The sequence below is a fragment of the uncultured Sulfitobacter sp. genome (genome assembly GCF_947502895.1).
Classification (GTDB): domain Bacteria; phylum Pseudomonadota; class Alphaproteobacteria; order Rhodobacterales; family Rhodobacteraceae; genus Sulfitobacter.
Genome location: NZ_CANNBM010000006.1, coordinates 32049 through 48199, shown reverse-complemented (window position 1 = coordinate 48199; position 16151 = coordinate 32049). Strand labels below are relative to the sequence as shown.

At 54.6% G+C, this 16151-nt stretch carries 16 protein-coding genes; 4 read left to right on the top strand and 12 right to left on the bottom strand.

The genetic code is table 11. The features are described from left to right. Genes Q0903_RS17590 through Q0903_RS17570 form a run of 5 tightly spaced genes read right to left on the bottom strand, consistent with a single transcriptional unit; the run spans window position 1 to window position 4306 of the window. Window positions 1-777, bottom strand: coding sequence for a cyclase family protein (locus Q0903_RS17590; protein ID WP_299031203.1), 777 nt, complete (start codon window positions 775-777; stop codon window positions 1-3). 13 nt (window positions 778-790) lie between these two features. Then, window positions 791-2095: a TRAP transporter large permease gene (locus Q0903_RS17585; RefSeq protein WP_299417484.1), complete on the bottom strand. Its 1305-nt coding sequence runs from the start codon at window positions 2093-2095 to the stop codon at window positions 791-793. Continuing rightward, window positions 2092-2589 carry a TRAP transporter small permease gene (locus Q0903_RS17580; protein ID WP_299031207.1) on the bottom strand — a complete coding sequence of 166 codons (498 nt, stop codon included), beginning with the start codon at window positions 2587-2589 and terminating at the stop codon, window positions 2092-2094. Before Q0903_RS17580 ends, Q0903_RS17585 begins: the two co-directional genes overlap by 4 nt. After that, window positions 2589-3644, bottom strand: a complete 1056-nt coding sequence (locus tag Q0903_RS17575) for a C4-dicarboxylate TRAP transporter substrate-binding protein (RefSeq protein ID WP_299031209.1) — start codon at window positions 3642-3644, stop codon at window positions 2589-2591. Before Q0903_RS17575 ends, Q0903_RS17580 begins: the two co-directional genes overlap by 1 nt. Window positions 3645-3646: 2 nt before the next feature. Further along, window positions 3647-4306 (bottom strand): TetR/AcrR family transcriptional regulator, encoded by a 660-nt coding sequence (locus Q0903_RS17570; protein ID WP_299417481.1) that lies wholly within the window; start codon window positions 4304-4306, stop codon window positions 3647-3649. A gap of 418 nt (window positions 4307-4724) precedes the next feature. Here Q0903_RS17570 and Q0903_RS17565 point away from each other — a divergent pair, with 418 nt between their 5' ends. The 3 genes from Q0903_RS17565 to Q0903_RS17555 all read left to right on the top strand — a co-directional run bounded on the left by Q0903_RS17565 (window position 4725) and on the right by Q0903_RS17555 (window position 6795). After that, window positions 4725-5519 (top strand): hypothetical protein, encoded by a 795-nt coding sequence (locus Q0903_RS17565; protein WP_299417479.1) that lies wholly within the window; start codon window positions 4725-4727, stop codon window positions 5517-5519. 405 nt (window positions 5520-5924) lie between these two features. Then, window positions 5925-6401 (top strand): Ig-like domain-containing protein, encoded by a 477-nt coding sequence (locus Q0903_RS17560; protein ID WP_299417477.1) that lies wholly within the window; start codon window positions 5925-5927, stop codon window positions 6399-6401. Between the two features lie 139 nt (window positions 6402-6540). After that, window positions 6541-6795, top strand: a complete 255-nt coding sequence (locus tag Q0903_RS17555) for a hypothetical protein (RefSeq protein ID WP_299417475.1) — start codon at window positions 6541-6543, stop codon at window positions 6793-6795. 684 nt (window positions 6796-7479) lie between these two features. On the opposite strand, the gene Q0903_RS17550 is transcribed toward Q0903_RS17555, so the two are convergent. From Q0903_RS17550 to Q0903_RS17535, 4 genes are all read right to left on the bottom strand, one after another. After that, window positions 7480-9453 carry an ABC transporter permease subunit gene (locus Q0903_RS17550; protein ID WP_299417473.1) on the bottom strand — a complete coding sequence of 658 codons (1974 nt, stop codon included), beginning with the start codon at window positions 9451-9453 and terminating at the stop codon, window positions 7480-7482. Then, window positions 9454-10473, bottom strand: coding sequence for a glycine betaine/L-proline ABC transporter ATP-binding protein (locus tag Q0903_RS17545; protein ID WP_299031222.1), 1020 nt, complete (start codon window positions 10471-10473; stop codon window positions 9454-9456). Window positions 10474-10544: 71 nt separating this feature from the next. Continuing rightward, complete coding sequence (locus Q0903_RS17540) at window positions 10545-11486, bottom strand: ABC transporter substrate-binding protein (protein ID WP_299031224.1); 942 nt, start codon at window positions 11484-11486, stop codon at window positions 10545-10547. 252 nt (window positions 11487-11738) lie between these two features. Then, complete coding sequence (locus Q0903_RS17535; protein ID WP_299417470.1) at window positions 11739-12743, bottom strand: GlxA family transcriptional regulator; 1005 nt, start codon at window positions 12741-12743, stop codon at window positions 11739-11741. 123 nt (window positions 12744-12866) lie between these two features. On the opposite strand from Q0903_RS17535, the gene Q0903_RS17530 reads away from it, so the two are divergent. After that, window positions 12867-13496 carry an XRE family transcriptional regulator gene (locus Q0903_RS17530; RefSeq protein WP_299031228.1) on the top strand — a complete coding sequence of 210 codons (630 nt, stop codon included), beginning with the start codon at window positions 12867-12869 and terminating at the stop codon, window positions 13494-13496. 3 nt (window positions 13497-13499) lie between these two features. On the opposite strand, the gene Q0903_RS17525 is transcribed toward Q0903_RS17530, so the two are convergent. The 3 genes from Q0903_RS17525 to Q0903_RS17515 are packed head-to-tail and all read right to left on the bottom strand — an operon-like array spanning window position 13500 to window position 16140. Then, on the bottom strand, window positions 13500-14567 hold the full coding sequence (locus Q0903_RS17525; RefSeq protein ID WP_299031230.1) for a DUF3445 domain-containing protein: 1068 nt from the start codon (window positions 14565-14567) through the stop codon (window positions 13500-13502). A 17-nt stretch (window positions 14568-14584) separates the two neighbouring features. Next, window positions 14585-15547 (bottom strand): PDR/VanB family oxidoreductase, encoded by a 963-nt coding sequence (locus Q0903_RS17520; RefSeq protein WP_299417468.1) that lies wholly within the window; start codon window positions 15545-15547, stop codon window positions 14585-14587. Then, window positions 15544-16140 (bottom strand): dimethylamine monooxygenase subunit DmmA family protein, encoded by a 597-nt coding sequence (locus Q0903_RS17515; protein ID WP_299417466.1) that lies wholly within the window; start codon window positions 16138-16140, stop codon window positions 15544-15546. Before Q0903_RS17515 ends, Q0903_RS17520 begins: the two co-directional genes overlap by 4 nt. Between the last annotated feature and the right edge of the window lie 11 nt (window positions 16141-16151).

Genomic DNA, 16151 nt, shown 5'->3' with positions numbered 1-16151 from the left:
CTACTCCTCGAATATCGCGACAGCGCGGGTGAATCCCGCCGAGGCCGCCTTGATCTTGAAAGGAAAGCACGAGACCAGAAAACCATCCCCCGGCAGTTGGTCGAGTTGTGCAAGTTTTTCGATGTGGCAATAGCCGATCTCCATGCTGGCGCGATGCCCTTCCCAGATGATCGAAGCATCTTTGTCGCGCGCGTACCGCTCGGCTGTGATGTTAAACGGCGCATCCCAGCTCCATGCGTCAGTACCTGTCAGACGCACGCCACGCTCCAGCAGATACATGGTGGCATCGCGCCCCATGCCGCAGCCCCGCCCGAGGTAGTCCGGGTGCCCGTACCGCGCACCCGCCGAGGTGTTGACCAGCACAATGTCCAGCGGCTCAAGATTGTGGCCGATCCGCTTCAACTCGGCCTCTACATCATCGGGCTGCACGATATAGCCATCGTCGAAATGGCGAAAATCCAGCTTCACCCCATTCCCGAAACACCATTCCAACGGGACCTCATCGATGGTGATCGCCCGTTCGCCGTTGTTCATGGTTGAATGGTGATGGTACGGCGCGTCCAGATGGGTGCCGTTGTGCGTGGCAATCTGCAACCGCTCTATGGCCCAGCCCTCGCCACCGGGCAATTCATCGTGGCTCAGCCCTTCGAAAAAGCCTGCCACCTGCCCTGCTGTCTGGTCATGGGAGAAATATTCGATCTGCGGCAGCATGATGTCGGGATCAGATTGGATATCCGCCTCAAGCGCGACGGATAAATCGACAAAACGTCTTGGCATAGGTTAGGTCCTTTCAAAGCAGGAAAGTCGTAAGAGCAGGAAATGCGATCACGATAGCCAGACACACCAGCATCATCGCGGCAAAGGGTGCCGCCCCGATAAAAATGTCCGACAAGGTGATCGAGGTGTCGTCCAGCGTGGATTTTATGACGTAGACCGAAATGCCAAAGGGCGGCGTAAGCAAACCGATTTCGATGGCGATCACTGTCACAATCCCGAACCAGATCAGATCGACTCCCATTGGCTGCAACACAGGCAGCATAAGCGGCACGAGGATCAGCATGATCGACGATGAATCGAGGATCATCCCGAACAGAATGACCACCAGACAATAGAGGCTGATTAGCGCGATCAGCCCCAATTCTGCATCCGTAACAAGCGTACCAAAACTGCCCGGCAAACCGGAAAAGGCCAACATGCGGCTATACATCTGGGCTGCGATAATCAGGAAACAGACCGAAGCGGTGACCATCCCCGTCTCGACCAGTATCCGCCACAACCCAGCAGCCGACAGCGTGCGTTTGGCAAATCCGATCAGCAAAGCGCCCACGGTGCCTATGGCCCCCGCCTCGACAGGTGTGAACAACCCGCCATAGATACCCCCCAAAACGAGCGTGATCAGTGCGGTGATGGGCAGCCCTTTGGCAAGCAGTTCAAAGCTGGTCAGCGCATCTTCATTCTGGCTGAGGTTTTCACCGACGAAACGAGGGGCGAAGATGGCCATCAGGATCGTGCCGATGCCGAAAAGCAGCGCCAGCAGCAGTCCTGGCCCGACGCCTGCAACAAACAGATCACCAATACTCTGCTCGGTCAGCAGACCGTAAAGGATCAGCAGCAGACTGGGTGGAATCAGCATGCCCAGCACGGAGGACCCCGCGACCAGCCCCACAGAGAAACGTGCGGTGTAGCCGTGACGGCGCAATTCTGGCACAGCGATTTTGGTGAAGACAGCGGCGGAGGCGATAGAGATGCCCGTGATGGCAGCAAAGATCGTATTGGCGGCAATGGTCCCGATGCCCAAGCCCCCTTTGATCCGCCGAAACGCGGCGTTAGCCACATCAAAGGCATCGCGGCCCATGCCGCTCTCGCTCACCACAAAACCCATCAGAACAAAAAGCGGGACCACGCCAAAGAAGTAGGACGATATCGCATCATTCGCCGACAGGCCCAACATTTTGGACGCCAGAAGGGGCGAGCCTTTGATCGCCCAGACACCTACAAAGGAACAGGCAATCAGTGCAATCGGCACATACATCCCAAACAGCACCAACAGCGCCATGACGGCCAGAGCAATCAGGCCGATATCAAAGGGTGTCATCGCACGAACCTCCGCACGATCCGCGCGCCAAATTGTAGCGCAAGCAGGATGCAGCCCAGCGCCAGCATGGCTTTGACAGGCCAAGTGGGAGCGGTGAAATCACCCACAGCGCCCACGAAATCTCCGCGTGTCCATGCACGGGTCATCATCGGCCAATGTGCGTATAGAATTGCTGACAAAACAGCGATGCCAACCAGATCAAAGACCGTTTCAAGCCAGCGGGCCAGATTTGGAAACCGCGCGTGAAGGACGTCGATCACCCCATCGCTACGGGTCATTCGGCCTGCTTTGAGTGCTTGCGGCGCTTGTAAGAATACAATCGCCACAATCGACAACGATACCAGCTCGGGCACGCCAGACAGGGGCGCACCCAACAGGTTGCGCCCCGCCACATCAGCCGTGATCAAAACCACCAGCGAAAGGATCAAGAGCGACCCCACCACATTGGCCGCCAGCGTCACATGGTCGAGTGTCGCCAGCAGCCGGTTTCGCATCACTCTTTGTCCCAATCACGCAGCGGGGTTGCACCCGCATCACGCATAGACTGCATGTACAGGCTCAGGATGTCCGTGCCCGGTTTGCCTTGGGCGTCCAGCCCCGCCGCCCATTCTTTGGCTGCGTTATCCATACCTGCGGCCCAAGCGCGGCGCATCTCGTCGGATGCATCTGTGATCGTCGCGCCGTTCTCGCCCATCACTTTGATCGAGGTGGCAACGCCGTCTTCCAAAGACGCAAGATACCACTCCCGCGCAGCATCCGCGCCTGCACTCAGCGCATCCTTGGCCTCATCCGGCAGGCTGGCGTGCCAGTCAGCATTTGCGCACAAACCACCGGCAAACTGCGCGCCCAGACCAGCGCGGGTCACGTAGGGCGCGACCTCATACAGCTTGCCCGGCAAGGCCGCAGAAGCAAAGACAATCACACCGTCATACACCCCTGTTTTCAACTCGTTGTAATAGGTGGTCAGGTTGCCCGATACGCCAACAGCGCCCGTCCCCTTCAGCCAGTTCAGCGCAGCACCAGGAGCGGCAATCTTGCGCCCTTCCAAATCGGCCAATCCGGCCACAGGAAAATTCGTCATCATCAGATAGTCATCAATGCCCACAGGCGCGCCCAGATAAACAACACCATTGTCAGCATAAGACGCTGTCATGCGGTCATCTTCACGGTGCAGCTTGTCCATCAACTCTGACACCTGTCTCGGATCATCGCTCACGAAAGGGGTGTAGTAGGTGACGTTCTGCACAGCCAGTTTGGCCGGATCAAATAAGGACTGGCAAATACCTATCTCGGCCAAGCCCGCCTCGACTGTCTCCAACTCGTCGCCGACTTTGGCGATAGCGCCGCCATACTGGCCATCAAAGCTCATCGTGTGGCCCGTGCCTTCAAGTGCGGCCTGTACCTGCGGCACAAAGGCCTCGTCGATCATTTTCACCCAGCGGAAAACGCCCGGATGTCCTGCAACGACCGTTGCGTTGTAATTCTCGGCAGATGCAGCACCTGCCATGCAGACCAGCGTTGCCGCTGCTGTTATTTGTGTCCATTTCATTTTCATTCCTCCCAGTTAGATTTCGACTTTCCTGTTTCTTGCAATGTCTTTGTCCCACCGATTACAAACCCAACCAGCGCAGCAATCAGCTCTTCATTGTCGGTTGTGCCTGTCTGGCCCATCAGACGCTCCATCCGTCCGTCCCGCGAGATCACCGATGCCAGCACGCCGAGGGCGAATTGATAGGTCATGCCCGCGTTCACACGGTTCAGGCCGGTCTGTTCCATCGCTTTGAGAAATACTTGAGCTGTCGGGTCATAACACTCGCGCACCAACTCTTGATCCCGCGCGCGCCCTACGATGAGGCCCGCAAAAATACGCGCATAGGCCTTTCCGCCGCCCTCTGGCCCCAGAGTGGGCCTGAACAGCGCATCCACAACCCGTTCCAGCGCATCAGAAGCCCCAAGATCAACATCATCCAGCAACGCAATGCGCGCTTCATTGATCAATCGCGAGCGGTGGCGGATCACCTCACTGTACAAACGGTCCTTGTTGCCGAAATGGTAGTGCAGCAACGCCTGACTGACCTGCGCGCGGGTGGCGATAGCCTTCATACCCGCGCCTTCAAAGCCAGCCTCCGCAAACTCGACCTCCGCTGCGGCGAGGATACCGTGCAGCACCGTGGCTATGTCGTCTTTTTGTTTGATTTTCGCGGATTGCATACAGCATATGAACAACTGACTGACCGATCAGTCAAATGAATTCTGACAAAAATTACTCTATCAGGCGAACGCCTTCTAGATGCACCCAGCCCAGATTGTCCGCATATGGCACCAAACAAGGAACTATACATCGCTGAACACCCTCGGGGTTTGACCGCCATCAGCTGTGCGCCACGCCGTGTGTTTTTTGACGGCCCAGCACACGCCGCAGCCCCTGCAACCAGCGGCTTGCGTGATACTCTAACAACACCGCCTTCAATCACTGTCTTAGTATCGACGCGTTGAGCGTCCACCAGCGGACAGCATTTGTAGACTAACTTTAGTAGTTATTTTCGCACGCGAGTTTTATAGGACAGTCAGCTTTAGAACCCAGCAGGCCACTACCTTGGATGACGTAAGATAGATCGTCTCCGCATACGTGAACGGCGTCCTAGCATCCAATACGACAACGGATTTTTCAGACGTATGTGGCTGGTCGCGCATTTCCAGAACATTCGATAGCTTGGTGCGCGTCGCGTCCTATAACCTTAGCTATGATAGCGGGCGCACCATCAGTACGTCATATGTAGCAGGGATCAGAACCGAGCGTGTAGACAGTGCCGAAAACAATGTGGTCAGCTGGCACAGTAAAACCTATGACTATGATGATGGCCCTAGCCAGATCAAAACGCTGCCAGCAGGGCTATCGGACACCACCTCAACACGGCTCGACAGCTCAGATGCGTTCGGATGGGCGAGCACTGTCAAAACCTATGATCTCACTGGAGACAGTACGCGGCAAGTTCGCACAAATGATGACGCCACTGTCTTGACGACAGGCTATTTTGCAAGCCTGAGAGTGCGCAATGACCGGGTTGATGCGAGCGATGCCCACAGGATTGAAAGCACATATGCAAACGGCGTAAGCAAAAGGCGTATCGCCAAAGACACAATGGATGCATCTGGCTGGGACACCAACGTTCGAACCTTCGATAGCGCTGGACCACGCGCTTGGGACAAAGTTACCAGCGCCTTCTATGCAGACAACGGCGTTTTGATCTATCGGCATGTGCAGATGGACGATGGCAGGCAGTCGTTCGTCGGTATGCGCGGTCTTGATGTCGTCGCGGGCGGCACCACAGCAACAGTGTCCGCGGATGCAGCCGCGCAGTTACACGCCACAGGCACAATTGATCTGGTAGACGGCTATCTGGGCGTGACAGATTTCATGTAGGTTACTTGGGCATCGGGCAACAATGGCTATGGCACATTTGCCGACGCAGATGGGTCTTGGAGTGATTTGACCATTCAAGGCGGCTCTGAAGACGAGCTGATTTCCGGAGGTGCGGCAACTGATGTTTTTTAAGCCGACGAAGGCTTTGACACAATCTCCTATGCGGATTCGATGCTGGCCAGACAGGTGGATTTGCGTACCGGAATTGATGGTGTGCGGTATACCGAGCTTGGCGGTAGAGACACAATTTCAGGATTTGAATGAGGACGATCAGTTAAGCTACCGCTTCTGCCGAGATATGGATGAGTTCGGCGGGTATGCGGGGATCGTCATTTCAGGGTACATGTAGTTCTTTCCTTCTGGGCAATTCGACCATCTGCGTGCAGCGAAACCGTCACCCAGACGATGCATCACTCGGTCACTGATGAAGCGCTCCAGCACGGCTTTGGTGTCTTCGAACTCAAAATCGTTAGTGTAGAAGACAAACCGATTGCTGGCGATGATGTCGCTGCAGGGGTAGAGGATACGCCGCTTGTCATCACGCCGCTGGGCAATGATACAGACCCCTACGGCGGTCTTGTTCGGCGCATCCATGCTGTTGATCCGGTTGATACGACCACTGTAACGGTTGCGCCATACGGCCAATCCGAGACACTCACCCCAAACCCCGAATATCACGGTCAGACGACCCTGAATTACAACAGTGTAGACGACATCAGGGCCAGAGGCCGTGGCAAGATCGAAGTGACAATTGCCACTGTCAATGACCCGCCCGAGGTTCCAGTCAGTCGCGTATTTGGCTTTGATACAACTGAGAAATTTGTACTCATGGCCACTGACAAAGCGGGCGCACAAGAAAGTGCGCTCATCACGGTCGAATAGACGGCGTCGAATATGCCCCGAGATTCCCGGATGATTTGTCCACACAGACAGTCGAAGCACGCCCTATTGACGATACTGGGCTTTTGTTTGACTCGAGTGAAATCGATATCTTTGTCACTCCGATCATCGACGATCCGATGTGTCTGTAGAAATCACCGCGACTGATCGTTTTGATCAATTCATCATCAAAGTTACCGACCATACCAACGAAGACGATCTCTACACTGTACCAACGAGGTATATCGACGCGTTCATCGACGGTGAGCTGTCAGTCGTTGGCGAAGCGAGTACGGCTCTTGGCACAGGCTTTAGCAGCGTAACGAAGCAGATAGGGGCATCCCATATTGACGGTACGGTGGCGAATACGGTCACATTCAACGATGCCTGTATCTAGGCACCGGAAGACTCAGGTCGTCACACGTTCAGCTATGACCTTGGCAATACCGCCAGATTTGACGAAGGGTTCAGCGAGACACTTTTTCAAGTAGACGCAGGAGCACTGGGCGTCGGTGTGACGTCCCATGTCTCCGCCGGTGGCGGTGCCTCGGGTTCTGTGCGCCGATCTCAGCTACATGCAATCCAACAGGCTGACCCCAGAACACCTTTCCGGCAGACACATCCTGGAAGACGGAAATGAGGTGGACTTCTAATTCGGTGACACGAACACTGCGGGGTCGATTGCAGATCTTGATGTCAATGGGGATGGCGGCTTTGCCTAAAAAGTGCTGACGAAAGCCACAGCAAAAGTAGAAACCGACGCGGACCTTCAGTTGAAATTCTACGACTATTTTGCAGCGTTTCAACAAGCGGCATCCCGACAGAGTTCTCTCTCGGTACAGGTGGACCACTTTATTGCAATAGCGGCTTTGTGTTTTATGAACGACAGTCGATCGACGTTGCAGACAGCAGCTATTTGCTGACGACAGACTGGAATGAAACTGAATGGCCCTTCACCTGACGGGCCATTCTGCAAAGCGTCGCTATGAAAAACCAGACTGCACTGCGTTTCTCATATTTTGCGGGTGATTGTGACCGCTTCAATCATCTGTCCGCAAATATCCAGAGCTGAAATCGAGTGTTACGGCAACCCGAGCGCTTGCTTCTTGTCGGCGGCCCATTTCATGATTGTCAGATCAAACGTAAGCGCCATTAACGACACACAGATACCCAGTACAAAATTCTTGCCCAGATCAGTTCCAGCCAGAGTGCGTTGCAGCTCTTGGCCAAGGTCTTGTGTCCCGATGAATGCGGCAATGATCACCATGAAGAAAGCGAACATAATCGCTTGATTGAACCCGATTGCCATTGTCGGCAGCGCAAGCGGCAACTGTACGTTCCATAGTTTTTGCAGACGGGTAGCCCCGGCCATGTCAGCCGCCTCGGTCATTTCGGGCGGCACTGTGCGCAAGCCCTCGATCGTGTAGCGCATAAGCGGCACCATGGCGAAAATGAGGATCGAAAAGATCACGGCTATGTCTGTAATCCCGAACAACATAATCGCGGGGATCAGATAAACGAAGCTCGGGAAGGTCTGTGCGGTGTCGCATATCAGCAAAACACGCCTCGACCAACTTTCTGAACGCGCGGCGATGATAGCAATTGGAAGACCAAGAAGTGCCGCCAAAGATACCGCAGAGATAACCGAATAAAGTGTGATGATCGCCCGATCCCACCATCCTGACAAAGCCACCAGCGAAAAGAAGATCGCCGCATAGAGCGCCTGTTTGCGTCCAGCCAGAGCCAATGCAAAGGCTGTTACAAGTAAGATCAATGCAGGTGTCGGAATGGACAGCATGAAGTTTCGGAACGGGATCAGTACTTTGACATTGATGAAGGCGCGCAAGAAACCCGTGACAGCCTGGACCCCATCAATGGCGAGAAACCCTTTGATGAGGTTATCAAGCTCCCTGCCTTGGCTGAAATCCTGCCCCCGCCCGATTACGGACGCGATTGGCAGTACCATCGACAGCAAGGTAAAACCGATAAAAAGCGCGATCCCCAGCAACAGCATCTGATGGCGCTTCCAGTAAGGTGTGCCGCGTTCGAAATGCTCTGGCTGTTTGACGACCCATGCTTTGGACAGACGGTCCAGCATCACGGCCAGTAAAACGATGGTGACGCCGATCTCGAACGAACGGCCCAGCTTGAAGCTGCCCATCATTGCCAGCAGTTTTGCGCCCAATCCCGGCATGCCGATGAAGGCCGTTAGAACAACCATCGCCAGACACAGCATGATAACTTGGTTCACGCCGACCAAAATCTCGGTACGGGCAGATGGCAGGTAGACATGGCGCAACATCTGATACTTTGAGCAGCCGCTCATCTTGCCTGCTTCAACCACTTCAGGAGAAACTTTTTGCAGGCCGAGCGATGTCATCAGGATCATCGGCGGAATTGCATAGATTGTGGTGGCAACAGCACCAGCCGTTGGCCCCACCTTGAAAAAGATGACCGCAGGCAAAAGATAGGTAAAGAAGGGTAGCGTTTGCAGAACAGACAAAACAGGTTTGATAAGGTTATCAAACCATTTGTATTTCCACGCAGCGATCCCCAGCGATAGACCGATCACGAACGCAAGCGGGGCGGCAATCGCCAGCACCGACATTGTCTGCATCGCGATTTTCCATTGACCGATCAGGGCGGTCCAAACAAGCGTGCCACCCGCAAGAAGCGCCAAACGCCAGCCGCCGAGATAGTAACCAATGACCGCCGCGACTGCGGCCATTGCGGTCCACGGGATCGGTCCGATGTTGGGCCAGCGCCGCTTGCCAAAAAAGATGTTACCCGATGCGTCCAGCATCCACTCTAACCCACCTGTGAGAAAACGAGTGAGCTTGAGCAGGCCAAGGTCGTCTTTCACAAAGCTAAATATGGCATCGAGCCAGAGCGCAAAATTCGGGATCATCGCTTCGGGAAGGCGGTGCAGCCACGCAGGCAGCACATTCATCCATTGCAAGGCTGAAACCAAAACGGCGACCCCTACAAAAACAAGCGACCACTGGCCTCGTGTCAGCGGCGTCCTTGCATGGCTGTGAACTGCGATATCGGCCATTTAGTCATTCTCCAACAATATCGTTAGAGCATCATCACGGTTCATGCCTCCAATGACTTTGCCGTCGCGCGCCACAGGAATAACCGCACGGGTGTCATGCACGATCTGTTTGGCAAGTTGTTTGATTGTCAGGCTCGCGTCCACCGGCTCCCCCTCACCTGTTGTATCCGCCGTGGCCAAGACACCAGCATGGACCACACGGGCTTTGTCGATGTCTTCGGTAAATTTGCGGACGTATTCGGTGGCAGGATGCAAAACGATCTGATCGGGCGTATCGCATTGCTCTACCGCGCCATCCTTCATGATGGCGATACGGTCGGCAAGGCGCAGGGCCTCATCAAAGTCGTGAGTGATAAAAACGATAGTCTTGTTCAAAAGCTGTTGCAGGCGCAGGAACTCATCCTGCATTTCCTTACGAATGAGCGGATCGAGCGCGCTGAACGGCTCGTCCAGAAACCAGATATCCGGTTCAATCGCGAGACTGCGGGCGATGCCCACGCGCTGCTGCTGGCCACCAGAGAGTTCGCGCGGGAAATAGTCTTCGCGCCCCTCAAGTCCCACCAGTTTCACGACTTCGAGCGCGCGTTCACGCCGGGTGTGTTTGTCTTGGCCACGCATTTCCAGAGGAAAGGCGACATTGTCCAGAACAGTGCGGTGCGGCAACAAACCAAAGGACTGGAACACCATTCCCATTTTGGAGCGGCGCAGTTCAATAAGGTCTTTTTCGGCCAGAGACATGATGTCCTGCCCTTCAACCTCAATCGTGCCGCCCGTAATTTCGTGAAGGCGCGAAAAGCAGCGTACCAGCGTGGATTTACCAGAGCCCGACAGCCCCATAATCACCAGCATCTCACCTTTGTGAACATCCAGCGAAACATCTCTGACGCCAGCAATGTATCCCGCATCGCGCATGTCATCAAAGCTCATCCCGGGGGTCATGTTCTTGAGGAATTCTTGCGGGTTACGACCAAATACTTTCCATACGTTTTTGCAGGAAATGACGGGGGCTTCGGCTGACATGGGAATCCTTGTAGAAAATGTCCCCGCCCGAAAAGATCGGACGGGGGTATGACGATTGAAATAGTTCGGGTTTACTTTACCCAACCTTCCCAGACATCTTTGTTTGCTTCCAACCATGCTTCGGCTGCCTCATCAGGCTCCATCTCGTCGATGTCGACCATTTTGGCCATCTCGGCGATCTGCGGGTTGGTAAAGCTCACTTGCTCAAGCACTGCGTAGGCAGATGGCCATTTTGCTTCCATGCCTTCCCACGCAGCTTTCTTCATGTAGCCTTTGGCAGGGTTGCCGCAGTCATAAAGCGCATCAGGGTTTGGACCTACGGACGGATCTTTGTCACAGCCGTCTACCCACTCGGGGAACTCGACAAACTCACCTGGCCAAACAGCCTCGGCAAAGTTTGGTGTCCAGTTGAAGACCACAACAGGCTTCTTATCTGCTTCGGCTGCGCCGATTTCAGCCCAAAGTGCTGCTGCGGAACCCGCGTTTACAACAACAAAGTCCATGTCCAGCGCCGCAACACGCTCTTGACCGTGCTTGAGCCAGTCAACAGGCCCATCAAGATAGCGGCCTTTGTCGCCCGTCTCTGCCGTGGCAAAGATAGCAGCGCAATCATTCAAAGCTTCCCATGATGGCAGGCCCGGGCATGCCTCTTTGGTCCACATCGGGTACCACCAGTCTTCGCGTGTGACTGCTGCGTGATCACCCACATCTACGATGCCGCCTTTTTCCTGTGCCGCACGGAAAGAGGCACCGAACGCGCCCTCCCAAACTTCCATCTCCAGCGTCACATCGCCTAGACGTACGGATTCATACACCGCTTGGCTGTCTGTGGTCACATATTCGACGTTGTTACCGTTGGCTTCCAGAATTTGGCCCATAACGTTGGACATCACGATCTGGCTCGACCAGTTGTGGATTGGAATAACGATTGGATCGTCACTGTCTGCTGCAAACGCCATCAACGGCGTCAGCGCCAGCACGCCAGCGGTCAAAGCTGTTGTCATTTTTCTCATGTTTATTCTCCCTATTAGACTGCACCTGTTGGCGGTGCCTGATGCGGCCAAAAAGTATCGGCTGCTTGGATTGTTGTTTCAGCGATTCTGTTCGTCGCTACAGTCTATCCACACGCACCTTGGCACGATTTTCCTCACAATCAAGTTTTTTTCTTATTGGTGACAATTCCCAAACGCCGAGGGTGCTGCAGTTTGCAAATATTGTCCATGTTACCAGAAACTTACCCAAACCCACACCAAAAGGCTGTTAATTTAGGCAGGAGGAGCGATTGAGTTATCGCGCACCCGAAACATGTTCACCTTTTTCCGGTCTTCCGCTGGGCTGATGCCAAACACTTCCGTATACGAGCGGCTCATCGAAGAAGGTGTTGAGCATCCCACAGCGAGGGCAATCTGGGGCAGGGTTTCCTTGCTGTAGTGTAAAAGCTGACGTGCCTTGTGCATTCTCAGAAAACGATAGTACTGGAAAGGCGTCTTGCCCGTAGCCTTGAAAAACAACCGCTCAAGCTGACGCGCGGAGACCCCAACGATATTGGCGACATCCGCAATATTTATGGGATCTTCGATATTTTCCGAAAATAGTTCGACAGCCTGACGGACCATGTCAGGAAGCATGTCGCTGGTGCTCTCGGCTTCGACAGTCGGTTTAAGCTGTATCACCCCTTGCCCCCGCACCAAAGGGTGCTGGAACCAGCACGCTACCTCTGTTGCGACGCCTGCGCCAAGTGACGCTTCCACCAGATGCAAGGCCAAGTCAAAAGCCGCTGCCGCTCCTGACGCGGTCATGCGACGGCCACCGATGGCAATCACATCTTCAGTTGCCTCAATTTCCGGAAATTCGGCGGCAAAAGCAGCTTCATAGCACCAGTGAACAGAAGCAGCATGACCTTCCAGCAAGCCTGAGCGCGCAAGAGGAAACACACCACCGCTCACAGCGCCAATCACTGCACCATGACGCGCTAACTTGCGCAGTTTTCCCTCGGACGGTTGGGGCTGGGTAAATTTCGAAGAAGGACCACTGAGCAAAATCAAATGATCAATGTCTTCACACTCTGCTAACGCCATGTCCGGCTCGAACCAGACTTCCGCACTTGCTTCCACGCGCTTTCCGTCCTCGGAGACGAGCTTCCATCCAAATGCGGTCTTGCCTGCGATTTCGTTTGCAGCTCGCAGCGGCTCAATCATGGACGTGAGGCACGCCATTGGAAATCCGGGGAAAATCAGAAAACTAAGCTGAGTAATTTCATCACGGGTCATAAATTATCCTAACAGGAATATTTTATGCTAGGCTAGCCTGAATATTCGGAAAAAATCTGCGTGAGGGTTGCCACCCATAGCCTAAAGGATATCTCGGATGATAATCAGCCAATGGACCGACACATGACACCGCTTTCCCTAGTACAAGACCCACACAGCCTCGGAACAAGCCGCGAAAAGGTTCTCGAAGTAGCGATCGGGCGCGAAGTGCGGGCCTTTCGCAAAAAGCAGGAGATCACCGTAGCCGAGCTTTCAGCAACGACGGGACTGTCTATCGGCATGCTTTCCAAGATTGAAAACGGCAATACTTCTCCTTCGTTGACGACACTACAGACACTGGCCAACGCATTGTCTGTCCCGCTCACCTCGTTCTTTCGCGGATTTGAAGAAGCGCGCATGGCGGTGCACACAAAGGGTGGTGAAGGAGTGGAGCTGGAGCGTGAAGGCACCCGCGCCAACCACCAATACAACCTTTTGGGCCACATCGGGGCAAACGCAAGCGGTGTGATCGTGGAGCCTTACATGATCACCCTATCTGACAAAGCGGACGTCTTCCCCACTTTCCAGCACGCAGGGATCGAGACGATCTATATGCTCGAAGGCGAGGTTGACTATCGCCATGGCGATGAGGTCTACCCTCTCAAACCCGGCGATACTCTATTCTTTGATGCGGACGCACCGCATGGTCCCGAAGTGCTGGTCAAACTTCCTGCGCGCTATCTTGCCGTCATCAGCTATCCGCAGAACGGCTAACCGCTACTTTTGCAATGCAGGCTCAGTATCGAATTCAGGCCAGATGCCCGGTGATGTGGGCAGCCCGTCGTCAAACTTTGACAGGTAGTCCAACATCATTGGACGGTTATCTATAAAGCCTTTGTAGGTCGCCAATTCTTCGGGAAGATCACGGATCACACGGTGCAATCTACGGCCCCATTTGGGTGCGGTCATCAGATCCTGAAAGCTGCACAAATAGCAGCGGATGGGAAAGACCAGCGCGTTCGAGCGCGGCAACCGGAAAAACGTCTGCAACTCGACCCGCAAATGCTGTTTGGCACCGATGTTCTCGGGCGTCAGCGTGGTTTTCTGAATACCCCATTTGTGATAGTTCTCGGGCGAGGTATCGAGCAACGGGTTTACCGTCATGGTCCAGTTCAGCCGCCGCGCGGGCGCACCTTGCTGGATATTGAGCAAAAACTTCAATGCACGCACAAAGATGCCCTTCTCGTGCGCCAGCGGAACAGGGGCGTGCCATTCAAAAAAATTCATTCCCAGATCGAAATCCAGTGACCAGTCAGCTTGGGTCGTGATCATTCCTGCATCCATCCACAGGTTGTCATCACGCTGGTCCAGCACTGCAAAGTCACCCTGCGCCTGACGGGTGATATATTCCATCGGGCCATAAGGCAGGGTTGTCTCATCAAGGAATGTAAACGTGTCGTCGATCCCTAGCGGTTTATTGATCCACCGCCATTTATCGCCGTCACGGTGCAACTCGAAAAGGTCGGGATAGTCTTCGGATTTGCTCACCATGATCAGTTCAAGCAGGTCCCAGCCTGCCAGCGTCATATGCGGCAACGACTGGCAGCGCAGCGGATCATCGCGCAGCACCATAGCGCGGTCACGCATCTCTGAGATATAGTGCTCATCCACATCGAACCGCTTTTCATAGATCGAGTCTTTAGGCCCGCCGCGGTGTTGCTCCATGTTCACGGAATACATGTAGCTGTCTTCATGAAACGGGAACGGAAAGCGTTTTATCGCACGCTCCGAATTATAGAACGAATAGTCGTCGCGGAAGGTTTCGTCGTTGAATTGAATTGTCATGTCTATCTCCCGTCGCCTTAGCGATCTAATACCAGTGTCTTGCCCTCAAAGCGGGATACGCAAGGCATGATGACTTTGCCGCTATTGTGTTCGACTTCCTCAAGCCAATGATCGCGATGAACGAATGTGCCGTTGTAGTCGATGACCGCTGTCTCGCATTGGCCACACGCACCGCCACGACACAGATACGGCGCATCCACCCCTTCGCGCTCCATCGCTTCCAGCAGGCTTTCATTTTCGCCAACCTCAATCACCTTATTCGAAACGGCCAGCTTCACCTCAAACGGCTTGCCAGGCTGTGGTGCGAGGAACTCCTCATAGTGGATCGCCTCGCGGGGCCATCCCGCATCGGCAGCCACCTTTCGGACCCAGTCGATCATCCCTTTTGGACCACACACATAGACATGCGTGCCCAAAGGCTGCCCATTCAGCAAATTGGCCAGATCAATCGCCTGCTTTTGATCGTCATAATAGACATGCGTCTCGTTCGGATGGTGGCTGGTCAGCTCATCCACATAAGAACCGAGCGCCTCGCTGCGACACGCGTAATGCAGCTCCCACGCGCCCCCTAACCGCTCCAGTTGCTTGATCTGGGACAGAAAGGGCGTGATGCCGATGCCGCCTGCAATAAACAAGTGCTTACGCGCCCTCAGATCCAGCGAGAAGAGGTTGACGGGATAGGAAATCCGCATCTTGTCGCCCACTGCAACTTTAGTGTGCAGAAACAGCGATCCGCCGCGCCCTTCATCATCACGACGTACCGAAATTGTATAGGCGCTCTGGTCCATCGGGTCAGACATAAGCGAATATGGGTTGAGACGTGTGATATCCCCGTCGCGCATCTCGACCACCGTATGCGCCCCCCCCGAAAACGTGGGCAGCAGACCGCCATCGACGCGCTCGAACTTGAACCGGGTTACCAGATCGTTCAGCGGAACGATTTCGGTCACCTGTACATCAATTGTCTGTGCCCCGCTCATTCGTAGATCCCCTTTGGTGCGGGCACGTTGCCCGGATCTTCTGCATCAATGCATACGCCTTGATAGGCGGCAAGCCTGCGCGAATAGTGATCGCGCACGAACAGGTTCAGCCCGCAGTGACTGCACACAAATGGGTCTGTTTCCACGTCTTCGGTGATACCTTTGCAGTGCACGCACTGCATCCGCCGCGCCACGCTGCCGCGATGCTCTGTCTGGATGGCCGTATGTGGAATACCCGCCTGCATGGCGGCGTATTGTGCTTGGCCCATCAGGCTTTCGGTGCCCGACAAATAGACCTGAAGGCCCATCGTCGCATCCGTGAACGCCTTGTGAATACGCTGCTCTGCCGCGCCATAGCTTGGGCCCGCATAGAACATCGCAGGGTTCAATGCGCGTAACGCGCCCTCAAAATCCGTGCCTTTAGCGATGTAGATGATATGGCTAGACTTCATCAAATCAGGGGTCGCCAGATCAAGGATCGCCTCGGCCCCTTCTGCATCCGCAATGAACAAATGCGCCGACCCCGCACGCGGCTCGAGTTTGCCGTAGACAGGACGGCTTATAATGCTTTGGGGGAATGTGAACTTAGACATCTAAAACCCTT